This is a genomic window from Hymenobacter psoromatis (assembly GCF_020012125.1).
In the GTDB taxonomy this organism is placed as follows: domain Bacteria; phylum Bacteroidota; class Bacteroidia; order Cytophagales; family Hymenobacteraceae; genus Hymenobacter; species Hymenobacter psoromatis.
Genome location: NZ_JAIFAG010000001.1, coordinates 2,291,659 through 2,317,461 on the forward strand (window position 1 = coordinate 2,291,659; position 25,803 = coordinate 2,317,461).

At 60.5% G+C, this 25,803-nt stretch carries 25 protein-coding genes; 18 read left to right on the plus strand and 7 right to left on the minus strand.

The genetic code is table 11. From position 1 onward, the window contains the following. Positions 1 to 12 precede the first annotated feature (12 nt). The 6 genes from LC531_RS22900 to LC531_RS09925 form a co-directional block, all read right to left on the minus strand. Positions 13 to 870 (minus strand): nuclease A inhibitor family protein, encoded by an 858-nt coding sequence (locus tag LC531_RS22900; RefSeq protein ID WP_332874885.1) that lies wholly within the window; start codon positions 868 to 870, stop codon positions 13 to 15. Positions 871 to 1,049: 179 nt separating this feature from the next. Then, complete coding sequence (gene greA, locus LC531_RS09905; protein WP_223650132.1) at positions 1,050 to 1,523, minus strand: transcription elongation factor GreA; 474 nt, start codon at positions 1,521 to 1,523, stop codon at positions 1,050 to 1,052. A gap of 116 nt (positions 1,524 to 1,639) precedes the next feature. Then, positions 1,640 to 2,596 (minus strand): NAD(P)-dependent oxidoreductase, encoded by a 957-nt coding sequence (locus LC531_RS09910; protein ID WP_223650133.1) that lies wholly within the window; start codon positions 2,594 to 2,596, stop codon positions 1,640 to 1,642. Positions 2,597 to 2,602: 6 nt separating this feature from the next. After that, positions 2,603 to 3,208, minus strand: a complete 606-nt coding sequence (locus LC531_RS09915; protein ID WP_223650134.1) for a hypothetical protein — start codon at positions 3,206 to 3,208, stop codon at positions 2,603 to 2,605. A gap of 46 nt (positions 3,209 to 3,254) precedes the next feature. Further along, on the minus strand, positions 3,255 to 4,037 hold the full coding sequence (gene rsmA / locus LC531_RS09920) for a 16S rRNA (adenine(1518)-N(6)/adenine(1519)-N(6))-dimethyltransferase RsmA (RefSeq protein ID WP_223650135.1): 783 nt from the start codon (positions 4,035 to 4,037) through the stop codon (positions 3,255 to 3,257). A 57-nt stretch (positions 4,038 to 4,094) separates the two neighbouring features. After that, entirely contained in the window at positions 4,095 to 5,759 is a 1,665-nt protein-coding gene (locus LC531_RS09925) for a M1 family metallopeptidase (RefSeq protein ID WP_223650136.1), read from the minus strand. A gap of 134 nt (positions 5,760 to 5,893) precedes the next feature. Between LC531_RS09925 and LC531_RS09930 the strand changes: the two genes are divergently transcribed. From LC531_RS09930 to LC531_RS09990, 13 genes are all read left to right on the plus strand, one after another. Next, the gene (locus LC531_RS09930; protein WP_223650137.1) at positions 5,894 to 7,351 is read left to right on the plus strand and encodes a leucyl aminopeptidase family protein; all 1,458 of its coding nucleotides are present in this window, start codon (positions 5,894 to 5,896) and stop codon (positions 7,349 to 7,351) included. A 72-nt stretch (positions 7,352 to 7,423) separates the two neighbouring features. Next, positions 7,424 to 8,512 (plus strand): 4-hydroxythreonine-4-phosphate dehydrogenase PdxA, encoded by a 1,089-nt coding sequence (pdxA, locus tag LC531_RS09935; RefSeq protein ID WP_223650138.1) that lies wholly within the window; start codon positions 7,424 to 7,426, stop codon positions 8,510 to 8,512. 145 nt (positions 8,513 to 8,657) lie between these two features. Beyond that, a complete protein-coding gene (locus tag LC531_RS09940) occupies positions 8,658 to 10,049 on the plus strand; it encodes an amidohydrolase family protein (protein ID WP_223650139.1) in 1,392 nt (463 codons plus the stop codon). A 194-nt stretch (positions 10,050 to 10,243) separates the two neighbouring features. Beyond that, positions 10,244 to 11,233, plus strand: a complete 990-nt coding sequence (locus LC531_RS09945) for a Gfo/Idh/MocA family protein (RefSeq protein ID WP_223650140.1) — start codon at positions 10,244 to 10,246, stop codon at positions 11,231 to 11,233. A 94-nt stretch (positions 11,234 to 11,327) separates the two neighbouring features. Then, positions 11,328 to 11,867 (plus strand): YceD family protein, encoded by a 540-nt coding sequence (locus LC531_RS09950; protein ID WP_223650141.1) that lies wholly within the window; start codon positions 11,328 to 11,330, stop codon positions 11,865 to 11,867. A gap of 53 nt (positions 11,868 to 11,920) precedes the next feature. Beyond that, positions 11,921 to 12,154 (plus strand): 50S ribosomal protein L32, encoded by a 234-nt coding sequence (gene rpmF, locus LC531_RS09955; protein WP_223650142.1) that lies wholly within the window; start codon positions 11,921 to 11,923, stop codon positions 12,152 to 12,154. A 125-nt stretch (positions 12,155 to 12,279) separates the two neighbouring features. Continuing rightward, positions 12,280 to 13,221, plus strand: a complete 942-nt coding sequence (gene plsX / locus LC531_RS09960) for a phosphate acyltransferase PlsX (RefSeq protein WP_223650143.1) — start codon at positions 12,280 to 12,282, stop codon at positions 13,219 to 13,221. Positions 13,222 to 13,279: 58 nt separating this feature from the next. Then, positions 13,280 to 14,272, plus strand: coding sequence for a beta-ketoacyl-ACP synthase III (locus tag LC531_RS09965; protein ID WP_223650144.1), 993 nt, complete (start codon positions 13,280 to 13,282; stop codon positions 14,270 to 14,272). A gap of 101 nt (positions 14,273 to 14,373) precedes the next feature. Beyond that, complete coding sequence (gene efp / locus LC531_RS09970) at positions 14,374 to 14,937, plus strand: elongation factor P (RefSeq protein WP_223650145.1); 564 nt, start codon at positions 14,374 to 14,376, stop codon at positions 14,935 to 14,937. A 135-nt stretch (positions 14,938 to 15,072) separates the two neighbouring features. Beyond that, positions 15,073 to 15,546 (plus strand): acetyl-CoA carboxylase biotin carboxyl carrier protein, encoded by a 474-nt coding sequence (accB, locus tag LC531_RS09975; RefSeq protein ID WP_223653927.1) that lies wholly within the window; start codon positions 15,073 to 15,075, stop codon positions 15,544 to 15,546. A gap of 175 nt (positions 15,547 to 15,721) precedes the next feature. Then, positions 15,722 to 17,065: an acetyl-CoA carboxylase biotin carboxylase subunit gene (accC, locus tag LC531_RS09980; protein ID WP_223650146.1), complete on the plus strand. Its 1,344-nt coding sequence runs from the start codon at positions 15,722 to 15,724 to the stop codon at positions 17,063 to 17,065. 152 nt (positions 17,066 to 17,217) lie between these two features. Further along, positions 17,218 to 18,315 (plus strand): T4 RnlA family RNA ligase, encoded by a 1,098-nt coding sequence (locus LC531_RS09985; protein WP_223650147.1) that lies wholly within the window; start codon positions 17,218 to 17,220, stop codon positions 18,313 to 18,315. A gap of 15 nt (positions 18,316 to 18,330) precedes the next feature. Next, a complete protein-coding gene (locus LC531_RS09990; RefSeq protein ID WP_223650148.1) occupies positions 18,331 to 18,675 on the plus strand; it encodes a hypothetical protein in 345 nt (114 codons plus the stop codon). A 138-nt stretch (positions 18,676 to 18,813) separates the two neighbouring features. Here the strand turns inward: LC531_RS09990 and ffh are convergent, their stop codons facing one another. After that, complete coding sequence (gene ffh, locus LC531_RS09995; protein ID WP_223650149.1) at positions 18,814 to 20,184, minus strand: signal recognition particle protein; 1,371 nt, start codon at positions 20,182 to 20,184, stop codon at positions 18,814 to 18,816. Positions 20,185 to 20,338: 154 nt separating this feature from the next. Between ffh and LC531_RS10000 the strand changes: the two genes are divergently transcribed. The 5 genes from LC531_RS10000 to LC531_RS10020 all read left to right on the plus strand — a co-directional run bounded on the left by LC531_RS10000 (position 20,339) and on the right by LC531_RS10020 (position 25,731). After that, the gene (locus LC531_RS10000) at positions 20,339 to 21,673 is read left to right on the plus strand and encodes a glycosyltransferase family 4 protein (RefSeq protein ID WP_223650150.1); all 1,335 of its coding nucleotides are present in this window, start codon (positions 20,339 to 20,341) and stop codon (positions 21,671 to 21,673) included. Between the two features lie 54 nt (positions 21,674 to 21,727). Continuing rightward, positions 21,728 to 22,747: a UDP-N-acetylglucosamine 4,6-dehydratase (inverting) gene (gene pseB, locus LC531_RS10005; RefSeq protein WP_223650151.1), complete on the plus strand. Its 1,020-nt coding sequence runs from the start codon at positions 21,728 to 21,730 to the stop codon at positions 22,745 to 22,747. Positions 22,748 to 22,871: 124 nt separating this feature from the next. After that, positions 22,872 to 24,041: a UDP-4-amino-4,6-dideoxy-N-acetyl-beta-L-altrosamine transaminase gene (gene pseC / locus LC531_RS10010; RefSeq protein ID WP_223650152.1), complete on the plus strand. Its 1,170-nt coding sequence runs from the start codon at positions 22,872 to 22,874 to the stop codon at positions 24,039 to 24,041. Further along, the gene (locus LC531_RS10015; protein ID WP_223650153.1) at positions 24,038 to 24,943 is read left to right on the plus strand and encodes an aldo/keto reductase; all 906 of its coding nucleotides are present in this window, start codon (positions 24,038 to 24,040) and stop codon (positions 24,941 to 24,943) included. The genes pseC and LC531_RS10015 overlap by 4 nt, the downstream gene beginning before the upstream one ends. Beyond that, the gene (locus tag LC531_RS10020) at positions 24,925 to 25,731 is read left to right on the plus strand and encodes an SDR family oxidoreductase (RefSeq protein ID WP_223650154.1); all 807 of its coding nucleotides are present in this window, start codon (positions 24,925 to 24,927) and stop codon (positions 25,729 to 25,731) included. Before LC531_RS10015 ends, LC531_RS10020 begins: the two co-directional genes overlap by 19 nt. Positions 25,732 to 25,803: the final 72 nt, after the last annotated feature.

The window sequence follows — 25,803 nt, forward strand, 5'->3', positions numbered from 1 at the left end:
TGCAGTGGCTGCCTAGGTGCTCGTCACAACCGTTTTAAACCCCGCCAGCCGGCCGGCCACGTCGCGGCCCAGGGCGTAGGCGCGGGTTTGCGAACCCTTTCCCACGCGGTACACCTGCGTGCCGTCCAGCTCCTGCCTTAAGTACAGCTGCAAGGCTTTGAAGCGGTTAGCGGTGGCAACGCTACCCGTCACGCCGTTGTCGGCGGTGTGGTTGCTTAGGAAATCGGTCAACTCTGTTTTCGCGACGGGGGTGCCGGCGGGCTCACCCAGCACTTGGAGCAGCTGCGCGTCGGGGAGGGCACCGGTAGGAGCGGCGTAGCTCACGGCTTCGAGCGGCGCATCGGACTCGCTGATGAAATTGAGGCCCTGGGTCAGCTTTTGTAGCTGGGCCAGGGTGGCATCGTTGGGGTCGGCGGCGGGCGCGGCGGCACGGTTGGCATCGGCTGCGCCTTCGGGGGTAGGCAGGCCGCTGCCGCCCGGCACCTGAGCCGCGATAGCGGTGGCCAGCGCGCGCATCCGGTCGTCGGGCACCTTGATTTTGGGGTTGGCAAAGTTCATGTCGCTCACCTTGTTCAGCGGAATGAGATGGATGTGGGCGTGCGGCACTTCCAGCCCAATCACGGCCACGCCAATGCGCTGGCAGGGCACGGCCGCTTGCACGCCCTTGGCCACGCGCTGGGCAAAGACATGAAGCGCCGCCAGCGCCTGCGGCGTGAGGTCGAAAATGTAGTCAATCTCCTGCTTCGGGATGACCAGCGTGTGGCCCTCCACCAAGGGCGTACTATCGAGAAAGGCCAGGTGGTCAGCGTCTTCGGCGACCTTGAAAGCGGGCAGCTCGCCCGATACGATGCGGGAAAAGATGGATGGCATGGGTTGATTTGCTAGTTTGTTGATGTGCTGGTGTGCTATGGCTCCGGTTGCGCTGGCAACCAAAGAAGTGACCCGACCGGCAAGGTAACAGCAAAGAAAAAGGTATGGCTTACGCCATACCTTTTTCTTTGCTCATCGCTCATGAATGCAAGCAAAAATGCTGCATATCAGCACATCAATTATCTGCCTACTTCCAGAATCTGGAATTGCAGCTTGCCGGCGGGCACCGTGATTTCGGCCACATCGCCGGCTTCTTTGCCCAGCAAGCCCTTGCCAATGGGCGACTTTACGGAGATTTTGCCAGCGGCCAGGTCGGCTTCTTCCTCCGCCACGAGCACGTAGTTTAGCTCCATGTTATTCTTAAGGTTTTTCAGCTTCACTTTGCTCATAATGAGTACTTTGCTGAAATCCATATTGGTCTCATCAATGACGCGGGCGTTGCCTAGAACTTCTTCAAGCTTCGAGATTTTTAATTCCAGCAGGCCTTGGGCATCCTTGGCGGCGTCGTACTCGGCGTTTTCGCTCAGGTCGCCCTTGTCGCGGGCTTCGCGCAGGTCTTCGGCGGCCTTGGCCCGGCCCCGGACTTTGAGGTCCTGAAGTTCATCTTTCAGCTTTTGCAGGCCCTCGGCGGTGTAATAATTGATAGTAGACATCGTAATCAGGTCTGGTTTCGCGTGGCGGGTGGGTGGGGCAAAAAAGCAAAGAGAACGGCTGGCACATCGGCCAGCCGTTCTCCCTTCTCGGTCAGGCAAAGATACGATAGAAGTTCCTAGTTCCTGATTGAACCCAGAAAAGCCCCGATTTTGGCCGCCAGCACCTCGTTGATGCGCACGTAGCTCTGGTGCGTCCAGCCCCCGATGTGGGGCGAGAGCACCACGTTGGGGGCCTGGCGCAGATAGTCGAAAGCAGCTTGCTGGGCGGGGGTGAGGGTAGGGAGCTTTTCGTTATCTAGCACATCGAGGGCCGCGCCGCGCACTTGGCCGGCGCGTAGCTGGGCCACCAGCGCGGCCTGGTCCACTACCTCACCGCGGGCCGTATTCACCAGCCAGAAGGAGTGCGCGAAATCCGCCATAAAGCCTTCATTCACAAACTGATGATTGGCCGCCGAATACGGAATGTGGATGCTTAGCACGTCGGCGCGGGCTTGCAGCTCGGCCAGCGGCACCAGCCGGGCGTGGCCGTCAGGGAACACAGTCGGGTCGTGGTCGTGGGCCAGCACGGTGCAGCCGAAGCCGCTGAGCCGCCGGGCAAACGCCCGCCCCATGTGGCCGTAGCCGAGTAGACCCACGGTTTTGGGGCCCAGCTCCTCGCCGCGGTTGGCCTCGCGGTGCCACTCGGCGCGGCGCACTTCGGCGTCGGCGGGCACGGTGTGGCGCAGCAGCGCCAGCAACTGGCCCAGGGCAAACTCACCCACCGCGTCGCGGTTGCCCTCGGGTGCGTTCAGGAGCGCGACGCCCGCGGCGGCCAGCGCCTTTTCATCAATATTATCCACGCCGGCCCCGGCGCGGGCCACGTAGCGCAGGTGCGGGCCGTGGGCTAGCAAGTCGCTGGTTATCCGCAGCTTGCTTCGCACCAGGAGGCCCACGTAGGGCCGGGCGGCCAGCGCGGCGGGCACGGCGGCGGCGGTGAGCTGAGGTTGGTAATCACCTTCCACGCCGATGGCCGCGAGCATCGGCAGCAGCGAGGGGTGCATTTCGTCAATTATCAGGCAGAGAGAATTAGCCATAAGAAGCTACCGCGCCGGGGCGGCAATGGTAAAATCGGTGGCCGATAGCGCCATCGGCTTAATGGCCGTAGCTTCGCTGGTGGCCGTGTATCCTTTTTTGGAGTAGACGCTGATGGTGCGCAGGGGTAGGGCCCCGTTGGTGGCCCGCAGCAGGGCGTACCAATATCCGAAGGGGCTCGTGCGAAACCCCTGGGACTTGACCCGCACCTCGAGCGAATAGTAAATGATGCTGGTTGTCCCGCCGTGCATCAGCTGCACGGCCTGGCACGGACGGCCCAAAATAACGGCGGTCGTGGGCAAATGCGTGGCCACGAGTTGAATTTGGTGCCTGGCCGTGTCGGGGGCCGTCACCACCCGGCCGTTCTGAAGCATTTGGAGCGTGCGGGTTTTGCCCACGTACAGCTCCCGCGTTTCTTTCTTCCCGTTACAAAGCTTATAATTACTACCCTGGATGTAGAACAGGTCTTGCGCCCCCGCGCGGCTTTCTACCACCTCCCCGGCCGCGTCGCGAAACTCATTGTGGTACACGATGAGACCGCTGAACCACGGACCGTCTTTGGCCGGTGTGAACGAGCAAAGCAGCAGAATGCCGGCGAGGAGCGTTTTAAGCATAGACAATAAAAACAGGGGCAAGTAAATAGGTCTATTAAGCGGCCTGCTAGCCTTGCGCGGATGCTACCAAGTTAGTTAACTCCACAAATTCCCCTACCCCCAGCTGCTCGGCGCGCTTGTCGAACAGCTCACCCGCCATCGCCTCGCTCGACAAGCCCAGCGGCTTGAGCGCGTTGCGCAACGTTTTGCGGCGGGTAGAAAACGCTTGCTTCACAACCCGGAAAAACAGCTTTTCATCGCAGGCCAAGTGCTCGGTCGCGTTGCGGGTGAGGCGCACCACGGCCGACTCGACTTTGGGCGGCGGCACGAAGACGTGGGGCGGGACCGTGAACAGAAATTCCACGTCGTAATACGCTTGTAAAAGCACGCTCAGGATGCCGTAGGTTTTGGAGCCGGGCGGCTCGGCCAGGCGTTCGGCTACTTCCTTTTGCAGCATCCCTACCACCTCGCGCACCTGCTGGCGCTGCGCCAGCACCTGAAAAAATATCTGCGTGCTAATGTTATAGGGGAAATTTCCGATGATGGCCAGCGGCTCGTTCGGAAATAACTGGCTTAAATCCTGACGCAGAAAATCGGTGGCGTAGATGCGTGGCGTCAGCGTCGGGTAGTGCTCTTTTAAGTAAGCCACCGACTCCGTATCAATCTCGACCACGCTGGTTTGGTAAGCCGGGTTTTCCAGCAAGTACTGCGTGAGCACGCCCATGCCGGGGCCAATTTCGAGCACCTGCCCTACCCCCCCCGGCAGGCGTAGGCTCTCCACGATGCGGCGGGCAATATTGGGGTCGGCCAGAAAATGCTGGCCCAGGTGTTTTTTGGGGCGAACGGTCATGGGATAGGGGAAGGGGATGGGAGGGTAAGAGGGGGTAGGGGCCATTTGCCCTAACAATTACTCCATCAACACGCCCACGTAATAAGTAAACGTATCCACCTCCACATTATCGCGCGTGGCACCCGGCAATGGTAGCGGCTGCCACTTAGGGGTGAGCGGCACGAGCTGGTACGCGCCGCCCTTCAGGCGCAGGCGCACCGGCAGGTCGAAACCAGGGGCGGCGGCCACCCAGCGGCCCAGAAGCTGGTTTTTCTCCAGGCGCATTTCCAGCACCGGCAGGCTGGCGTACTGCAAATACTGGGCGAAAACGGGGCTGAAATCGTGGCCCGATTCTTTATTAATGTAATCAATCACCTGCTGGCCGGTCACGGTTTGGTGGTAGAAGGTGCGGCTGAGGCCGCGCAGAATCTGTCGCCATTTGGCGTCGTCGTTAAGGGCGCTGCGCAGCATGTTGAGCAGGTTCGCGCCCTTGTCGTACATGTCGCTGGAGCCTTCTTTATTCACGCCGGAGGGGCCGATGATGGGGCCGTCGTTCTGGATATTGCGCCGTTGGCCGTGGACGTATTCCTGCCCGGCTTGCTTGCCAAACTGGCTTTCCACGAACAGACTTTCGGAGTAGGTCGTAAAGCTTTCGTGCACCCACATATCGGCGATGTCCTGGCTGGTAATGTTGTTGCCAAACCACTCGTGGCCGCTTTCGTGGATGATGATGAAGTCCCACTTATCGCCCCAGCCGGTGGCCGAGCGGTCGCGGCCCAGGTAGCCGTTCTGGTATTTGTTGCCGTAGGCGACGCCGCTCTGGTGTTCCATGCCCAGGTGCGGGGCTTCAATGAGCTTGTACCCGTCCGTATAGAAGGGGTAGGGGCCGAACCACGCTTCCATGCTCTTGAGCATGGGCGGCACGTTGGCAGCAAACTGCTTTTTAGCCTTTTCTAAATTCTCGGGCAGCACCCAGTAGTCGAGCGTCAGCGGGCCATTCTCGCCCTGGTACACATCGCTGAAATGCACGTAGTTGCCCACGTTCAGGGCCACGTCGTAGTTGTTAATGGGGTTGCGCACGGCCCAGTCGTAGCGCACGTAACCGCCGGGTAGCTTTTTAGTACTGCGCAGGCGGCCGTTCGACACGTCTTTGAGGCCCTTGGGCACGGCGATGCTGATGAGCATACTGTCCACCTCGTCGGCCTGCTGGTCCTTGCAGGGCCACCAGATGCTGGCCCCTACCCCCTGGCAGGCGGTGGCTACCCAGGGCTGGCCGGCGGCATCCTGGGCAAAAACCATTCCGCCGTCCCAGGGCGCTTTTTTGGCTACGGTCGGGTGGCCCGAATACGCCACCGTGAACTCGTCGCGGCTGCCCTGACGGATGGGGATAGGGAAGGTCACGAACACCGCGTTGGCCTCGCGGGTGAAGGGCAATTCGCGGCCGTGGTACGTCACCTTATCCACCTTCAAATTGGCAAACAGGTCGAATTGCAGGCGGGTAAAATCCTGGGTGGCGGTGAAGCGAAACAGGTTGGTGCCGCGCAGGGCGCGGTCGGCCACGTCGAGCTTCACGTCGAGGTGGTAGTAGGTAATATCGTAGCAGGTGCGCAGCGCCGACTGTCCGCCGCGCAGCGAGTCGGCGCGGGTGAAGGCAGCTTTGGGCTGCAGGAGCTGGGCTGCAGCGGGCCGCGCCAGGCTCAGCAACAGCAGTGGCAAGAGCCGCAGGATTTGGCAAAAAGTCATTCTGGAGTTGAAACGGGGTGGCACTCCGTTTCGGGGGGGTAGGGGGCGGGCAGGCACTAAGGCGAACGCGAAACGGGGTGCCACTCCGTTTTACAATACCTTCACGCCAAAGTTACACGCTGCTTATTCGCCTTATGTCCCTCACGCTTGCCCACGCCGCTGCCGCGCCGGCCCGGTCCACCCAGGTATTCATCCTGCCGCTTGGCACCACCGCCCTACCCCCCGCCGCCGCCACCGACCTGCCCGCCGAGGCCTGCGCCTACGTGGACGCCGCCCTGGCCGACGACCAGAAGCTCATCACACTTAACCACTTTTCGCACCAGCACTACTTCGTGGTGCTCGAAAAAAAGCCTACCCCCGACCTCCAGCTCGAAGCCCTGCGCCGGGCCGGCCACCAGCTGCAAGGCTTGCTAAAAAAGGAAAAAACGACCGAGGTTTTTATTCAGAATTTGAGTGAGAATAAGGAAGCCGCCCTCACGCTGGCCGAAGGTTTGTTCCTGGCCGCCTACGAGTTTGCGGGTTATAAAACGGACGCAAAATCCCGCGCCGCCGCGCCGCTTACCCGCCTCACGCTGGTGGGCGAAGCCGCTACCCCGGCCCAGGTAACCGAGCTGCAAAACCTGCTCGAAGGCGTGCTTTTTGCCCGCGACCTGGTGAACGCGCCCCTCAATAAGCTGAATGCCCAGCAGTTGGCCGACCAGCTGGCCGAAGCCGGCGACGCGGCCGGCTACACCACCGAAATTCTGGATTTGGTCCACATCGAGAGTCTGCGCATGGGCGGCCTGCTGGCCGTGAACCTGGGCTCGCCCGAGCCGCCGACGTTCAGCATCCTGGAATGGAAGCCCGCCAACGCGCAGAATGAGCATCCGTACGTGCTCGTGGGCAAGGGGGTGGTGTACGATACCGGCGGCCTCAGCCTCAAGCCTACGCCGGGCAGCATGGATATAATGAAGTGCGACATGGCCGGCGGCGCGGCCGTGGGCGGCGTGCTCTACGCGCTGGCCAAAAACCAGGTGCCGCTGCACGTTATTGGCCTGGTGCCGGCCACCGACAACCGCCCCGGCGGTCTGGCCTACGTGCCCGGCGACGTACTCACCATGCACGCCGGCCTCACGGTAGAAGTCAAAAATACCGACGCCGAAGGCCGCTTGCTGCTGGCCGACGCGCTGAGCTTCGCCCGCAAATACCATCCGCAGCTGGTCATTGACCTCGCTACCCTCACCGGGGCGGCCGTGCGCGCCGTGGGCACTGAGGCCGCCGCCGTCATGGGCACCGCCGATGCCGACACCACCGCCCGCCTGCTAGCTGCCGCGCACCGCACGCACGAGCGCTTGGTTGAGTTTCCGCTCTGGGACGACTACGGCGACCACATGAAATCTGATATCGCCGACCTTTCCAACCTGGGTAAGGCAGAGGCCGGCCACATCTCGGCCGCCAAGTTCCTGGAGCGTTTTATTGAGGGTACGCCCTGGCTGCACTTGGATATTGCCGGGCCGGCGTTTCTGACGGCAGCGGATTCGTATCGCGGCAAGGGTGGAACCGGTATGGGCGTGCGGCTTTTATACGAATTTTTAACTAAACAACTCGCATAAAAATCGTTGTCATGCTGAGCTTGTCGAAACATCTCTACCGCTTCGTTGAATGACTCATATGAAGCGGCAGAGATGCTTCGACAAGCTCAGCATGACAACGATTTTTACGTGCTCTTCTTTACTATGCCCAATTCCCTACCCCGCCTGGGTTTTTCCGTGGGCGACCTGGCCGGCATCGGCCCCGAAGTCATTTATAAAACGCTGCGCGATGAGCGCATCCTGCGGCAATGCACGCCCGTGGTGTACGGCACGGCGACGGCACTCTTCGACGATTTTCCGGTGGAAAAGGGTGCCGAGCCGCTTACTTTCCGGCAGCTGCGCGACGCGGCCGACATTGCCCCCGGCCGCCTCAACGCCGTGACCTGCTGGGACGAGGATTTTCAGCTCACGCCCGGCCAGCCTTCGGCCGCCAGCGGGCGCGCCGCCCGCGAGAGCCTGCTCGCCGCCGCCCGCGACCTCAAGGCCGGCCTGCTCGACGGCATCGTGACGGCGCCCATCAGCAAGGAAAACACGCAGGCCGACGACTTCCGCTTTCCCGGCCACACCGAGTTCCTGGCCAGCTACTTCGGCGCGGCCGACAGCCTCATGTTTTTGATAGATGAGGACCAAAGCCTGCGCGTAGCCACGGCCACCGGCCATATCCCGCTCAAGGACGTTTCGACGCGCGTGACCAGCGACTTGCTGCGCACCAAGGTGCGGATGCTAATCAAATCGTTGCAGCAGGATTTTGGCGTCCTGAAGCCCAAAGTGGCCGTGCTGGGCATGAACCCCCACGCGGGCGAAAATGGCCTGATTGGCCGCGAGGAGGGTGACGTAATAACGCCCGTTATCCGGCAGTTTGAGCACGATGGGCACCTCGTATTTGGTCCCTACCCCGCCGATGGCTACTTCGGCACCGGGCAGTTCCGGCAGTTCGACGCTACCCTCTCCATCTACCACGACCAAGGCCTGATTCCGTTCAAGCTCATGGCTTTTGAGCGGGGTGTAAATTTTACGGCCGGCCTGCCGGTAGTGCGTACCTCACCCGACCACGGCACGGCCTACGGCATCGCGGGCAAGTTTTGCGCGGATGCCTCGTCGTTTCGGGCCGCCGTATTCCTGGCCTGCGACGTGGTGCAGGCCCGCCGCCTCGGCACCGCCGACCCGCGCTCGGTACGGTAATTCTAGTAGGCAGAATCTTCCCCTCAAGAACGTCATGCTGAGCTTGTCAAAGCATCTCGCTCGCACCATTGGGGTCAACTAATCCAACGGCACGAGCGAGATGCTTTGACAAGCTCAGCATGACGTTCTTTTCAAAATCAATCTTATGCGCCTACCCCTCCTCTTGCTTTTCATCGGCTGGCTGGGTAGCCGACCGGCCCACGCGCAGCAGCTAACGCTGACGCACGCTAACGTGGTGGACGTGCAGACCGGTAAGATTCAGGCGGACCAAACGGTGGTCATTGCCGGGTCGCGCATTGTGCGGGTGGGGCCGTCGGCGCGCCCTACCCCCCCTGGGGCGGGCCAAGTGGTTGATGCCCACGGCCAGTACCTCATACCAGGGCTTTGGGACATGCACACCCACGTGTATTTCGACGGCACGGCCAGCGCGGGCACCGACCTGATTTTGCCCCTGCTGGTGGCCAATGGCGTGACTGGCATCCGCGACATGGGCAGCGAGCTGGATAGTATTCTGCGCGCCCGGCAGGCCGTGGCGACCCACAAAATTCTGGGGCCGCGCATGCTGGTTTCGGGGCCGATGCTCGACGGCGGGAAGTCGCCCTACCAGGCGGCCATCGCCATTGCGACCCCCGAGGAGGGCCGCCGGGCGGTAGACATGCTAAAGGCGCGCGGCGTCGATTTTATCAAGGTGCAGTCGCTGGTGCCGCGGGCGGCGTATTTCGCCATCATGGCTGAGGCTAAAAAAGTGGGCCTGCCAGTTGATGGCCACGTGCCCGACGGCGTGCGCGCCGCCGAGGCCGTGGCCGCCGGCCAGCGCACCTTCGAGCATCTCATTGGTATTTTTGAAGCCAGCTCGCCCGACGAGGACAAATATGTGGCGGGCGGCCCGAAGTCGCCGGGCCGCTTCCTGGCCACCTACGACCCGGCCCGCGAGGCCGCTATCATCAAGCTGCTGGCCGCGCGCCAGGTGTGGCAGTGCCCTACCCTCTTCTGGGAGCGCGGCCAGTGGCTGGTGGATGCCATTGACTGGCGGCAGGATTCGGCCCTGGCCTACGCGGGCCACAGCTGGGTCGAAACGCGCTGGCCCAGGGCCCAAAAAAGCATCGCCCAAAACCTGGATACCGAGCCGCTGGCGGTGCGCGAAAAGTTCGTGGCCCACGAGTTGGACCTGGTGCGCCGGCTGCACGCGGCGGGGGTAGGCTTCTTGGCGGGCACCGACATGCCGGCGGGCGTCGATTTGATTCCCGGCGTGAGCCTGCACCTGGAATTACAGCGCTTCGTGGCGGCCGGCTTCACGCCCCTGCAAGCCCTGCAAACGGCCACCCTGAACCCGGCGCGCTTCACCCACCGGCTCCAGGATTTTGGCACCGTGCAAGCCGGCCGGGTCGCCGACCTGGTGCTGCTCAGCGCCAACCCGTTGGTAGATATCGCCAATACTCGTCGCATCGCGGCCGTCGTGGCCGATGGCCGCTACCTCTCGCGGCCCGCGCTGGACCAGCTGCAAGCGCGGCTGAAGCGGGTGGCGGCGGCGAAGTAACCGCTCGCAGAGAACAAGCATATAATTTACGAATCGTCTGTCATTGCGAGCGCAGCGCGGCAATCGTACCCAAACGATGGACGAATAACCGGCGTGGATGTCGTTCGGGTGCGATTACCGCGCTGCGCTCGCAATGTACAGACAATTTTACGTAAGCTTTTCCCATCTCCCAACACCAAATTCTTCTCAAAGCTATGCAAACTTTCCGCTGGGGAATTCTGGGCCTGGGCAGCATCGCCCGCAAGTTTGTCGCCGACCTAGCGCACGTGCCGGGGGCGGTCCTGCACGTCGTCGCATCGCGGGATTTGGCTAAAGCGCGGGCGTTTGCCGCCGATTTTGGGGCCGCTCACGCCGTGGGCAGCTACGAGGCGCTAACCGCCGTACCCGACCTCGACGTGGTGTACATCGCTACCCCCCATTCCGAGCACCATGCCCACGCGCTGCTGTGCCTGCGGGCCGGCCTCGCCGTGCTCTGCGAAAAGCCTTTTACCGTGAATGCTGGCCAGGCGCAGGAGTTGATTACCGTATCTCAGGCCCAAGGCGTATTCCTAATGGAAGCCTTCTGGACGCGCTTTTTCCCAGCCGTGGCCCACGCGCTGGCATTGTTAAAGTCGAGCACCATCGGCGAGGTGAAGCACCTGGTGGCGGACTTTGGCGGCTTCATGCCTTATGAGCCGCTGGGGCGGCTCTTTAACCCGAACCTCGCCGGGGGCTCGCTGCTCGATATCGGCGTGTATCCACTCTTTCTCAGTCAGCTTTTTTTGGGCCGGCCCACGGCGGTAGCGGCCGTGGCCGTGCCGGCGGGCACCGGCGTGGACCTGAGCTGCGCCGTGAGCCTGGCCTACGCCGGCGGGGCCACGGCCAGCCTGGCTTCCACGCTGGCCGCGCCGCTCGACAACCAATGCGTGCTCTACGGCACGGGGGGGCAGCTGCGGCTGCTGGGGCCGATGTATGCGCCGCACGGCGTGCGGGTGCAGCCCCTGGGCCAGGCGGCGCAGGACTTTTCCTACCCTCCGCCCGGCGACGGCTACCATTACGAGGCCGCCCACGTGCAGGAGTGTCTGGCCCAGAGATTACACGAAAGTCCGCTCCTACCCCTCTCCTCCAGCCTGGAACTGATGCGCCTGCTCGATACCGTGCGCCAGCGCATGGGGCTGCGCTATCCGGGTGAGGGAGGGGGGTAGAGCAGTCTGGCCCGCCTTACTGGCTAGCGGTTGGGTTTATGCTTGATAAAGCCAACTAAAACCCGTACCTTTGCCCCCCGTAATTCGGCCTACTGTGAAAAAGGACTCGCAATTTGATTTGCCCATCGCCCGGCTCTCCCTTAAAACGCACCATTTCGCGTTTGAGTTGGGCCGCGCCTTTTTTGAGGAGTTCGACCCGAAAGGCGAGTTTATTGCCGATGGTAACCTGCACGCCGACGTAACACTCATCAAAACGGAGCGCGTTATTACCATCAAATCTCATATCGTGGGCACCGTGCGCCTCACCTGCGACCGCAGCCTGGACGAGTACGACCATCCGCTGGACGTGGAAAACCAGCTGCTGGTGCGCTACGGCGACGAGCCCAAGGAGTTGAACGACGACGTGCTGCAAGTCACGCCCGAAACCCTGACGCTCGACCTCGCGCAGCACCTCTACGACTACATCGGGCTGGCCCTACCTATGAAAAAACTTCACCCGCGCTTCCAAAACGAGGCCGACGACGACCCCGACGCTACTACCAAGCTCATCTTCTCGACCCGCCCACCGGGCGAAGGCCCAGACGACGATGAGCCCGCTGACCCTCGCTGGGCCGCCCTCAAAAACCTGAATTAGGACCCTGTGCTAATTCATCCTTCCTACTTCTTAATTCCTAATTTCTCCGTAACATGGCACATCCTAAGCGCCGGACCTCCACCGCCACCCGCGACAAACGCCGCAGCCACTACAAGCTGACTCCTAAGGCCGTTACCATTTGCCCTAACACGGGCGAGCTGCACCTGCGCCACAAAGCCTACGTGGTCGATGGCGACTTGTACCACAATGGCCAGCTGGCCATCAAGAATTATACCTCCGTAGCGGCCCCCGCCGCCGCCGGCGACACGGGCGCGGACGAAGAATAGTCGAAAGCGTTGTTATTTCGCGGTACCATCGGGCCGGACTGCTCTTTTGAGATTGGCAGTCCGGCCCGGTTTGGTTTCGCGCTGGTGCGCTTTCTTATGGCTGTACTTTTATTTTATCCGCGTTCATGAAAATTGCCCTCGACGCTATGGGCGGCGACTTTGCCCCCCAGGCTGCCGTGGCCGGTGCCGTGCTGGCTGCCCAGCGCCTGGCCGGCAAAGCTCAGGTAGTACTCATCGGCACCGAAGCCGAAGTACGGCCGCTGCTTCAGTCCTATGGCCCCGCCGCCGCCGCGCTGGAACTGGTAGCTTCCACGCAGGTTATCGAAATGGGTGAGCACCCCGCCAAGGCTTTTCAGCAAAAGCAGGATAGCAGCATTGCCGTGGGCTACCGCCTGCTGCACAGCGGCGAAGTAGATGCCTTTTGCTCGGCCGGCAACACGGGCGCTATGCTCGTGGGGGCCATGTTTACGGTGAAGGTCGTGCCCGGCGTGCTGCGCCCGGCCATCGCCAACTTCGTACCCAAGCTGGCCGGGGGCTACGGCATCCTGGTTGATGCTGGCGCCAATGCCGATTGCAAGCCCGAAATGTTGGAACAATTCGGCGAGCTAGGCTCGCTCTACGCGCAGTATGTGCTGGGCATTGCCCGGCCCAAAGTGGGGCTGATGAGCCTGGGTGAGGAAGAAGGCAAGGGTGACGTGGTGACGCAGGCGGCGCATCAGCTCTTCAAAGTGAACCCGCACGTGCACTTTATCGGTAATATTGAGGGTAGGGACTTGTTTAATGACAAGGCCGATGTCATTGTCTGCGATGGGTACGTAGGCAACGTAATGCTGAAAATGGCCGAGTCGATGTACGAAATCATGGTTAGCCGCAATCTGAACGATGATTTTTTTGAGAAAGTAAATTACGAAACTATTGGTGGCTCACCCATCCTGGGCATCAACGATAATGCGCTTATTGGCCACGGCGTTAGTACGCCGCTGGCCATCTGCAACATGATAATTCAAGGCTACCAGATGGCCCATTCGGGCATCGTGGACCAAATCAAAGACTCTTTCAAATCCTAACTCCCAAAAGTCTGGCCCCAGGCCGGGCTTTCTGGGTTTGGGCCGCACCTTTGCGCTCATGAAGATTACCGCCGCCATTACCGGAGTCGGAGGCTACGTGCCCGATTACGTGCTCACCAACCAGGAGCTGGAAAAGCTGGTCGATACCACCGACGAATGGATTACCTCGCGCACCGGCATCAAGGAGCGCCGCATTCTGAAGGGCAAGGACCAGGGCAGCTCGGTAATGGGCATTCAGGCGGTGCGCCAGCTACTCGAAAAAACCAATACCCGGCCCGAGGAGGTGGACCTGCTCATCTGCGCCACCGTGACGCCCGACATGCTGTTTCCGGCCACGGCCAACATCATTTCGGCGGGGGTAGGCATTCAGAATGCCTTCAGCTACGACCTGAACGCGGCCTGTTCCAGCTTTCTGTACGCGCTGACTACCGCCGCGCAGTTCGTGCAAAGCGGCATATATAAGAAAGTGGTGGTGGTAGGGGCCGATAAGATGTCGGCCATCGTGGACTACACCGACCGCTCCAACTGCATCCTGTTTGGCGACGGGGCCGGGGCAGTCATGCTGGAGCCCAGCACCGATGGCTACGGTATCCTGGACCAGGTGCTGTGCTCGAACGGCAACGGGGAGCAGTTTCTGAATCAGAAAGCCGGCGGCAGCCGCCGCCCGCCCACGGCCGAAACCGTGGCCAACGGCGAGCACTTCATTTACCAGGAAGGCGCCACGGTCTTCAAGTTCGCCGTTAAAAACATGGCCGACGTGGCCGCGCAGGTGATGACCCGCCAGGGCCTGAGCCACGACGACGTGGCCTGGCTGGTGCCCCACCAGGCCAATAAGCGCATCATCGATGCTACGGCTAACCGCATGGGGGTAGGCCCCGAAAAGGTCATGCTCAACATTCAGCGCTACGGCAACACTACCAGCGCTACCATCCCGCTTTGCCTCTGGGACTACGAAAAGCAACTGCATAAAGGCGACAATCTCATTCTCGCGGCTTTCGGCGGTGGCTTCACCTGGGGTGCCATGCATGTCAAATGGGCGTACAATTCCTGAGTTAAGAGTTAAAAGTTATGAGTTAAGAGTTGGCTGCACTGGCCGCCAAAACTCATAACCGTAACTCTTAACTTTCAACTCTTAACTTTTAACTAAAACCAATGGCTACTACCGCCGATTTTCGCAACGGGCTCGTGTTGCTGTACAACAACGACCTGCACGTCATTACGGAGTTTCAGCACGTAAAGCCTGGCAAGGGACCAGCTTTCGTGCGCACCAAGATGCGCAATATCAAGACGGGCAAGGTCCTAGACAACACCTTCAACGCTGGGGTGAAGGTCGAAACCGCCCGCGTGGAGCAGCGCCCGCACCAGTACCTGTTTAAGGACGACTACGGCTTCACATTCATGGACAATGACACCTTTGAGCAGATTGTGCTGCCCGAGGCCATGGTGCCCTTCGCCGACCTCATGAAGGAGGGCCAGGCCGTCACCATTCTCATGCACGCCGAAACCGAGCAGCCCCTCACCGCCGAGCTGCCCACCACCGTAGACCTGGTAGTAACCTACACCGAGCCCGGCCTGCGCGGCGATACCGCCACTAACACCCTCAAGCCCGCCACCGTCGAAACCGGGGCCCGCATCCAGGTGCCGCTTTTCATTGATACTGACACTAAAATTCGCATTAAAACCAGCGACTACTCCTACGTAGAGCGCGTGAAGTAAGGTTGTAGCGTGGACTCCGCGAGTCCGCGTGTGGTAGCAGCCAAACGTTTCAGCGCGCGGACTCGCGGAGTCCACACTACTTCCCCTCCGATGTCGAAAGAATCCCCCAAAACCCCGCCCAAAAAAGACGCTGCCATGAAAGCCAAAGAACTCCAGGAGCTGCTCGACTTCATTGCTAAGTCGGGCCTCAATAAGGTCAATATTGAAACTGAAGAGTTCAAAATCTCGGTGCAGCGCGAACCCGGCACCAAGCAGATTGTGAGCATGAGTGCGGCCCCGGCGGCTCCGCAGCCGGCCCCGGCGGCGGCCCCGCCCACTATCGCGCCCGCCGCCCCTACCCCCTCCGCCGCGGCCGAGCCTGCCGGCGCGGCTAGCTACACGCCCCTCAAATCGCCGATGATTGGTACCTTCTACCGCAGCAGCGGCCCCGACACGCCGGTGTTCGTACAGGTGGGCGACATGGTGGAGAAAGGCCAGGTTATCTGCATCATCGAGGCCATGAAGCTCTTCAATGAGATTGAGGCCGAGCAGGCTGGCCGCATCGTGAAGGTGCTCGTCGAAAACGCTACCCCCGTGGAGTACGACCAGCCGCTGTTCCTGATTGAGTAGTATCTCTCCTTTGGCTTCAAAAGGAACGTCATGCTGAGCTTGCCGAAGCATCTCTCCCGCTTAAGTAAACCTAACGTCAAGAGTTAGTAACGCGGGAGAGATGCTTCGGCAAGCTCAGCATGACGTTCTTTCGGTTCTTGCTTCCCTACCCCCTTCCATATCGCCACCTTTGGCCATGTTCAATAAAATCCTGATTGCCAACCGGGGCGAAATTGCCCTGCGCGTTATTCGTACCTGCCGCGAGATGGGCATCAAAACGGTGGCCGTGTACTCAACCGCTGACAAGGAAAGCCTGCACGTGCGCTTTGCCGACGAGGCCGTGTGCATCGGGCCGCCCGCCAGCAGCCAGAGCTACCTCAATATTCCGACCCTTATTGCGGCGGCCGAGATTACCAACGCCGACGCCATCCATCCCGGCTACGGCTTTCTGAGCGAAAATGCCGAATTTTCGCGCATCTGCCAGGAAAACGGCATCAAGTTTATCGGCGCCTCGCCCGAGATGATAAACCAAATGGGCGACAAGGCCACCGCCAAAGCCACCATGATTAAGGCCGGCGTGCCCGTGGTACCCGGCTCGGTGGGTTTGCTTGAGTCGGTGGAGCAGGGTAAGAAAATCGCCCACGAAATTAAATACCCCGTCATTCTGAAGGCCACGGCCGGCGGCGGCGGGCGCGGCATGCGCATCATCAACGCCGACGAGGAGTTTCAGAAAGCCTGGGACGATGCGCGCATCGAATCCAAGGCCGCCTTCGGCAACGATGGCATGTACCTGGAGAAATTCGTGGTGGAGCCGCGCCACATCGAAATCCAGATTATCGGCGACCAATTTGGGCACGTCTGTCACCTTTCGGAGCGCGACTGCTCCATCCAGCGCCGCCACCAGAAGCTGGTGGAGGAAGCGCCCTCGCCCTTCATGACCGACGACCTGCGCGAGCGCATGGGTGCGGCGGCCATCGCCGGGGCCTCCGCCATCGGCTACGAGGGGGTAGGGACCATCGAATTTCTGGTCGATGCCAACCGCGATTTCTACTTTATGGAGATGAACACCCGCATCCAGGTCGAGCACCCGGTAACCGAGGAAATCATCAACTATGACCTTATTAAAGAGCAGATTAAGGTAGCGGCGGGCATCCCGATTTCGGGTAAAAACTATTTCCCAAAAATGCACGCGATGGAATGCCGCATCAACGCCGAAGACCCGCGCCAGGGTTTCCGTCCCTCGCCCGGCCGCATCACTACCCTGCACATTCCCGGCGGCCACGGCGTGCGCGTGGACACCCACGTGTATGCCGGCTACCAGATTCCGCCCAACTACGACTCGATGATTGCCAAGCTCATCACCGTGGCCCAAACCCGCGAGGAGTGCATCGTGAAGATGAAGCGCGCGCTGAGCGAGTTCGTGGTAGAAGGTGTGAAAACCACTATCCCATTTCACCTGGCTTTGATGGACAGTGAGGATTTTCAAGCGGGTAATTTTACCACGAAGTTTTTGGAGTCGTTTGATTTTTCGGTAGTGTAATATTTCTTGTCAAGAAGAGTATCGGATTCGCTGCCGATACTGGCTAAATGACTAGCATTATTGCTGGCCGATATCCATAAAACTCACGCATTCCGCCCTTGCAACTAGCTAGTCAATAAACCGCTTCTGCCATGTTTCATCCCGCTCGTACAATGCCTTTTGCCAGCCTGTGGGCTGGCTTGCAGGCGGCGCGGGCGGCAGGACTAGTGACTATGCGCTATGATGCCGATACGGGCCGTTCGCTGTGGTGCTATACCACCCGCTGCGTGTACGAAGGAAGCTGGGACGATATCACAATGCTGGCGCGGGGCTTGGTGCTGCACGAAACTCACCAACTGGTAGTAGCTACGCCATTTCCAAAGTTTTTTAACTTAGGTGAGCGGGGACAGATAATCCCGGCTCTACCATTTGAAGTCTTTGAAAAGCTCGACGGCTCGCTCATTATTATTCACTATTGGCAGGGCCAGTGGCGAGCGGTTACCAAAGGCGCGTTTGACAGTGCGCAGGCCCAGTGGGCGGAAAAGCGCTTGGCCGGGCAAAATCTGGCGGCGCTAGTGCCGGGCACCACTTATCTAGCTGAGGCGGTGTACCCCGAAAATCGCATCGTCATTGCCTACACTGAGCCGGCGCTGGTGCTGCTGGCTGCCTACCACGCCGATGGGCAAGGACTCGAAACGCCTAATCTACAGCATGTAGCCAAGCAGTTGGGCTGGCCCCTAGCCGAGCGGCACCCCTATACTTCATTTGCAGAGATGCTAGCCGAGGTGGATACGCTGCCAGCTAGCCGCGAGGGTTTTGTGGTGCGCTTTGCCAATGACTTGCGGTTGAAAGTGAAAGGGGCCGAGTACCGACGTATTCACGCCCTTATTTCGCACTGTACCCCACTGGCGCTCTGGGCAAGCTGGTCGGCGGGCGACGACCTGACCGAATTGCGGCGTGAACTACCCGAAGAATTTTGGGCTGACTTCGATACTATTATCGCCCTACTACGCCAGCGGCTGGCTAATTTAATAGACCGTATTACTGAAGTGGCGACCAGCGTAGTGCAGCTGACTGACAAGGATTTAGGTTTAGAACTGACCGCGTACCCCGCCGATGTGCGACCGTTTTTATTTGCTTGGCGTAAATCGGGGGGACAATTGGCGGGCAAGCAGCGGGAGGCGCTGTTCCGCGCCATTCGGCCTGCGGGTAACGAGCTGGTGGGCTACGTGCCCTCCTACGCAATACAGCGGGCCACAGAAGACCTATAAATCACTGCTTATTTTATGCGCAAACTACTGCTCGTCTGCATGGTTGGGCTATCGCTCACCAGTTGCTCCGACCCTTGCAATGGCCACATTGAAAGCTCGGTGCTTTATTTCAAACAAGCGCCGCACGGCCAATTCGTGTACGCCAACGTGCTGAATAATCCTGCTCTCGGCAGCCAGCAAACACTAATGCGCGAGGATAAGGAATATGGCACATTTCCGCACGTTATTATTATTAACGACCCGGAAATGAAATTTAAGGGCCGGAGTACTATTTGCTTCGATGAGTTTACGAAGCAAGCGTTACCAGTTGATATTGATTTGCGGGAAAAAGATATTCCCCGCATTTTGATTACGAAGTAAGTATTACAATAAAAGAACGTCATGCTAACGAGGAAGGCGTCTCGCCCGCGTAAGTAATTCCAAGCATTTAGGATTACTTACGCGGGCGAGATGCTTCCTTCATCAGCATGACGTTCTTTTAGCTCTACTGTCCGTTTTTTAGCGGCGGCCCGCGCCGGGCATCGCGCCGCCTTTCATGCCGCCCATCATTTTGGCCATTTGGGCCATGCCGCCTTTGGTCTGACTGAGTTTGTTCATCTGGCGCATCATTTTGCGCATGTCTTCAAATTGCTTCATCAGGGCATTCACCTGCTGAATATCGGTACCCGAACCGGCGGCGAGGCGGCGGCGGCGCGAGCCGTTAATGAGGTCGGGCTGGGCGCGCTCCTGCTTGGTCATGCTCTTAATAATGCTCTCCACAGGCTTAAAGGCGTCGTCGTCGATTTCGACGTCCTTCATCATTTTAGAGGCCCCCGGAATCATGCCTACCAAGTCCTTGAGGTTGCCCATCTTCTTGATTTGCTCCAGCTGGCCGAGGAAGTCGTTGAAGTCGAACTGGTTTTTGCGAATCTTGGCATTGATGCGCTTGGCCTCATCCTCGTCGAACTGCTGCTGAGCGCGCTCTACGAGCGAAATCACGTCGCCCATGCCCAGGATGCGCTGGGCCATGCGGTCAGGGTAGAAGAGGTCCAGCGCCTCCATCTTCTCGCCCGTCGAGATGAACTTGATGGGCTTTTCGACCACCGCGCGAATGGAGAGAGCCGCGCCGCCGCGGCTGTCGCCGTCGAGCTTAGTGAGCACTACCCCGTCGAAATTCAGCCGGTCGTTGAAGGTTTTGGCGGTATTTACGGCGTCCTGGCCGGTCATCGAATCCACCACAAACAAGGTTTCGCTGGGGTTGATGGCGCGCTTCACGGCCTCAATCTCGCGCATCATCTGCTCATCCACGGCCAGGCGGCCGGCGGTGTCCACGATGACGACCTTCTTGTTGTTTTGCTTCGCGTAGGCGATGGCGTTCTGCGAAATCTCGACCGGATTTTTATTTTCCGGCTCTGAATAAACTTCTACCCCAATCTGCTCGCCGAGCACTTTGAGCTGGTCGATGGCGGCGGGGCGATATACGTCGCAGGCCACTAGCAGCACGGTGCGGTTCTGCTTTTTGATAAAGCTGGCCAGCTTGCCGGCGAAGGTCGTTTTGCCCGAGCCCTGCAGACCCGAGAGCAGTACCACGGCCGGGTCGCCCTTAATGACGATATCCTGCTTTTCGCCGCCCATGAGCTGGGTCAGCTCATCGTAGACGATTTTGACCATGAGCTGGCCCGGCGAGATGGCCGTGAGCACGTCGCGGCCCATCGCCTCGTCCTTAATCTTGTCGGTTACTTCCTTGGCAACCTTATAGTTAACGTCGGCATCGACCAGCGCCCGGCGAATTTCCTTAACGGTGGCGGCGACGTTGATTTCCGAGATGCTACCCTGCCCTTTGAGGGTTTTGATAGCTTTATCGAGCTTGGTGGAGAGATTATCGAACATAAAATCGCAGATTTCGCGGATTGAGCTGATTTCGCAGATTCGGACGAAGGTCTACCTAAGTCAACGCTACGCTGCCCATTTGAATTTCCAAAGTTACGACGGGGGCGGTTGCACCCTTCACGTAGCTTTGCCGACGCAATTCTTTTTCCTGCCCGTGCCCCACCCTACCCCCCTTCGCTTGCTCGTACTCACGTATTACTGGCCGCCTTCGGGTGGGGCGGGCGTGCAGCGCTGCCTGAAATGGGTGAAATACCTGCCCGGCTTGGGCGTGGAGCCGACCGTGCTGACCGTAGACCCCGACCAGGCGACTTACCCCGTGCGCGACGAAAGCCTGCTGCGCGAGGTGCCGCCAGGCGTGCGCGTCATTCGCACCGCTACGCTGGAGCCGTTTGGCTCATACCAGAAACTGACGGGTAGGGCCGTGCCGCACGGCGGCTTTGCCAACGAGGGCGCGCCGACGTTTACCCAAAAAGCCATGCGCTTCGTGCGGGGCAATTTGTTTATTCCAGACCCGCGCCGGGGCTGGAATGCCTACGCGCTGGCGGCCGTGGAAAAGCTATTGGCGCAGGGCGAGCAGTTTGACGCGGTGCTGACTTCCTCGCCGCCGCATTCTACGCAACTCATTGGTTTAGAACTGCAAAAGAAGTACGGCCTGCGCTGGCTGGCCGACCTGCGCGACCCCTGGACGGATATTTACTACGCCAAGGACCTGCACCGCACGGCCGCCGCCGCCTGGCTCGACGCGCGTTACGAAAGCCAGGTACTGCGCGCTGCCGATGCCGTGCTGGTGACCTCGCCCGAGACCGAGCGGCTGTTTCGGCGCAAGCTACCCGACCTGGCCAAGGGCAAAATCGTGGTGCTGCCCAACGGTTATGATGAGGCTGATTTTCAGAGCCCATCCTTACCCCCCACCAACTGCCTGCGCCTGACGCATACCGGCACCATCACGGCGGGCTACCGCATCGAAAACCTGCTGCGGGCGCTGGCCGACTGCGCGGCCGCCTACCCCCTGGTGCCGTGGCGGCTGCGCTTCGTGGGGCAGGTTGATGCGGGCGTACGCGAGCAGGTGGCGGCGGCCGGGCTGGACACAGCCACCGAGTTTCTGCCCTTCGTGCCGCACCAGGAATCGGTTGATTTTCTGCTGCAAAGTAGCGCGTTATTGATGGCCATTCCCGACGTAGCGCTGAACAAAGGCATCCTGCCGGGGAAGGTGTTTGAGTACCTGGCGGCGCATAAACCCATCGTGTGCGTGGGGCCGGCCGGCTCCGATGCCGACAAGATTTTGCGGGAAGCGGGCGCCGGGCAGGCCCTGCCCTACGACGACTACGCGCTGATGCGCCGCACCCTGGATGCGCTAGCCGAGCGCTGGCAGCAACATACTAACCTCGACCTGCCCCCTACCCCCTTGGTGGCGCGCTACGCGCGGCAGGCGCAGGCGGCACGGCTGGCCGAGCTGGTGCCCGCTGGCCGGACCGCCCGGCGGGGGTAGGGCCGCGCCAACGCGGCGGGGCGTATTTTTGCGGTTTCATTTTGTAGTAGTTTCATGGCCCTCGACCTCAACGGCAAGTCTTTGCTCATTACCGGCGGCACCGGCTCGTTCGGCAAGCAGTTTGTACGTACCATTTTCAAGCTCTACCCTGGGGTGCGCCGGCTGATTGTGTTTTCGCGCGATGAGCTGAAGCAGTATGAGATGAGCCAGGAGTTTTCGCCAAGCAAGTACCCGGCCATCCGATTTTTTATCGGTGACGTGCGCGACCCGCAACGCCTGCAACGGGCCTGCGAGGGCGTGGATATTATTGTTCACGCCGCCGCCCTCAAGCAGGTGCCCGCCGCCGAGTACAACCCCATGGAGTGCATCAAGACCAACATCTTTGGGGCCGAAAACGTGATAAACGCCGCCCTCGACTGTGGCGTGAAAGACGTAGTGGCGCTGAGCACCGACAAGGCCGCCGCACCCATTAACCTCTACGGTGCCACCAAGCTGTGCTCGGACAAGCTTTTCGTAGCGGCTAATAACATGAAAGGTGCCAGAGACTTGCGCCTGTCGGTGGTGCGCTACGGCAACGTAATTGGCTCGCGGGGGTCGGTGGTGCCGTTCTTTTTGCAGCAGCGGCATACGGGCGTGCTACCCATTACGCACCCCGATATGACGCGCTTCAATATCTCGCTCGAAGAAGGGGTAGACCTGGTGCTGTATGCACTGGAGCACGCCTGGGGCGGCGAGATTTTCGTGCCTAAAATCCCATCGTATAAAATTACGGAGGTAGCCCGCGCCATTGGGCCCGACTGCGAGCAGCAGGTAGTGGGCATTCGGCCGGGCGAGAAACTGCATGAAGAGATGATAACCCAAACCGACGCGCTGAGTACCGTGGAGTTGGACCGCTACTACGTCATCCTGCCCACTACTTCGCCGGGCTGGAAGGAAAGTGATTTTATCCGGCATTTCAACGCCAAGCGCGTGCCGGAGAACTTTCACTACGACTCGGCCAACAACGACGAGTGGCTGAGCGCCGAGCGAATCCGGGAGGAAATTCGGCTGCATGTGGACCCATCGTTTTCGTGAGTTGTTAGTTTGATGACTTACACAAAATCGGTTGTCATGGCGAGGATATTGCGCAGCAAGCAAGGACGCGGCAACGACAACCGATTTTGTGTAAGCCTTAATCTCTATCAAAAAGTTATAATTTATGCAAACGCTACCCTATGGCCGCCAGCACGTTACGGACGAGGACGTAGCCGCCGTCGTGGCCGCGCTGCGCTCCGATTTCCTGACCCAGGGTCCGCGCGTGGCAGAGTTTGAGGAGAAATTCGCGGCCTATGTGGGGGCAAAGTATGCCGTGGCCGTGAGCAACGGTACGGCCGCCCTGCACCTGTGCGCGCTGACGCTGAACGTGCAGCCGGGCCAGCGCGTCATTACTACCCCTATCACCTTCGCCGCCTCGGCCAACTGCGTGCGCTACTGCGGCGGCGAAGTGCATTTCGCCGATATTGACCCGGCTACCGGACTAATTGACTTGCAAGCGGTTAGGCATCTGCTCGAAGCGCATCCAAAAGAGTATTTCACAGGCTTAATTCCGGTGGATTTTGCTGGGCTGGCCGTGGATATGGCGGCGGCGCGGGCGCTGGCCGACGAGTTTGGCCTCTGGCTGATTGAGGATGCCTGCCACGCGCCGGGTGGCTTTTTTGTGGATAGCCAGCGCGTTGAGCAGCAGTGCGGTAGCGGGCAGTTGGCTAATTTAGCCATTTTCAGCTTTCACCCCGTCAAGCACATCGCCACTGGCGAGGGCGGCATGGTGACCACCAACGACGAGGCCTTGTACCAGCGCCTGCGCCGGCTGCGCACCCACGGCATTGAGCGCGAAGCCACCGGCCTGTTGCGCCAGGACGAGGGCGGCTGGTACATGGAAATGCAGGAGCTGGGCTACAACTACCGCATTTCAGATATTAATTGTGCGCTAGGTCTCAGCCAGCTGGCCCGCGCCGAGACCGGCCTGGCGCGCCGCCGCGCACTGGCCGCGCAGTACGATGCCGCCTTTGCGGCGCTGCCGGGCGTGGAGGTGCTGGCCCCCGGCCGGCCGGGCCACGCCTACCACCTCTACGTGGTGCAGGTGGCCAACCGGCGCGGGCTCTACGACTTTTTACGCACCAAAAATATCCTGGCGCAGGTGCACTACGTGCCCGTGCACCGCATGCCATACTACGAAAACCTGGGCTGGAAATTCGGCGATTTTCCGCACGCCGAGGCGTATTACGCCCGCTGCCTCAGCCTGCCGCTCTACCCTACCCTCACCGACGAGGAGCAAGGCTACGTAATTGACTGCGTGCGCGAGTTCGTGGCGCACAATCCCACTTTGTGAATGCGGCCCCTACCCCCACTCAACTGCGCGAGCTGACTGGCCGGCTGGCCTTGGGCACGGCGCAGTTTGGCCTGGCCTACGGCCTTAATAATGAGGCCGGCCAGCCCACCCCGGCGGCCGTGGCCGAGGTGCTGGCGGCCGCCCGCGCCGCCGGGCTCACCCTGCTCGACACGGCCGCCGCCTACGGCAATAGTGAGGCGCGGCTAGGGGAAATTCTGAAAGAAGACAGTGGCTTTGAGATAATTACCAAGCTACCCGCCGGACCGCCGGCCGAGGTAGTATGGCACTTGGCCGCGTCGTTGGCCCGGCTGCGACGGAGCCGGTTGTATGGCGTCTTGTTCCATGCTTTCGGGCCGCTGCAAGCCGAGCCGACGGCCTGGCGGGCACTGCAAGCGGCGCGAGCGGCGGGGCAGGTAGGGCGCATCGGCGTGTCGCTCTACCACCCGCACGAGGCCGAATGGCTGCTGGCCGAAGGCTGGGATGTGGACCTGGTGCAAGTACCGTATAACGTGCTTGACCAGCGCTTTACGGCGGTATTGCCCCGGCTGGCGGCGTGGGGCGTGGAAGTGCACGTGCGGTCGGCATTTTTGCAAGGCTTATTGTTGCGCGAGCCGGCGGCGCTACCCTCCTTTTTCCAGTCGTTGGCCGCCAAGCTGACGCGGCTGCGCGCGCTGACGGCTGGGGCGGGCGTGCCACTGCCGGCGGCACTGCTGCTATTTGCAGCTGGCGCGCCGGGCGTGGCGCGGGCGGTGATTGGGGTTGATTCGGTGGCTAATTTGCACGAGAATCTGGCCGCCGCCGCGTACCTGGCCGCCGCCGAAAAGCTGCGTCCGGTCCTGACCGAGCTGGCGGAAGATTCCGACACCTTTATTCTGCCCTACGCATGGCCGCCGCGCCCCTAACCGCCACTTTTTACCAAACCATATTTGACCTTACCGGTCAGACCGTGCTGCTGACGGGCGGCTACGGGCACCTGGGCCGGGCCATTGCGGCGGGCCTGCTGGCCCACGGGGCGCGGGTGGTCGTGCTGGGCCGCAGCGGCGAAAAGTTTACCGCTGCTTTCGGAGAGAGCCCTGAAAATCTGCATTTCATTTTTTGCGACGTGGCTGAAACGGCTTCGGTGCAAGCGGCTTTTCGGCAAAGCTTCGACCAGTTTGGGCCGCCGGGCGTGCTTATTAATAACGCCTATTACAGCCGGGGGCAGCAGCCCGATGCGCTGCCCGATGCCGATTTCGCGCTGGGCCTCGATGGCTCAGTGGGTACCGCCTATCGCTGCCTGCGCGAGGTGCTACCCTACCTGCGGGAGGCGGGCGGCGGCAAAATCATCAATGTGGCCTCCATGTACGGCGTAGTCGCGCCAGACTTTGGAGCCTATGCTGACGCGCCGCAGTTTCTGAACCCGCCGCACTACGGGGCCGGCAAGGCAGCGATGATTCAGCTAACCAAGTACTTCGCTTCATACCTGGGGCCGGAGCATATTCAAGTTAATTGCGTATCGCCGGGAGCCTTTCCAGCCGACAAGGTGCGGGAGAACGCAGAGTTTGAGGGCGAGCTGCGGCAGCGCATTCCGCTGGGCCGGGTGGGTGAGCCGCAGGATTTGGCTGGGGCCTTCGTGTTTCTCAGCTCCAAAGCCGCGGACTTCGTGACTGGCCACAACCTAGTGGTGGATGGCGGCTGGACAATTCGGTAGATTTCGGCGCAAGAACGTGTCATACTCATCTGGCGTCCCGAAAGAAGCATCTCTACGTTCAGCATGACGTTC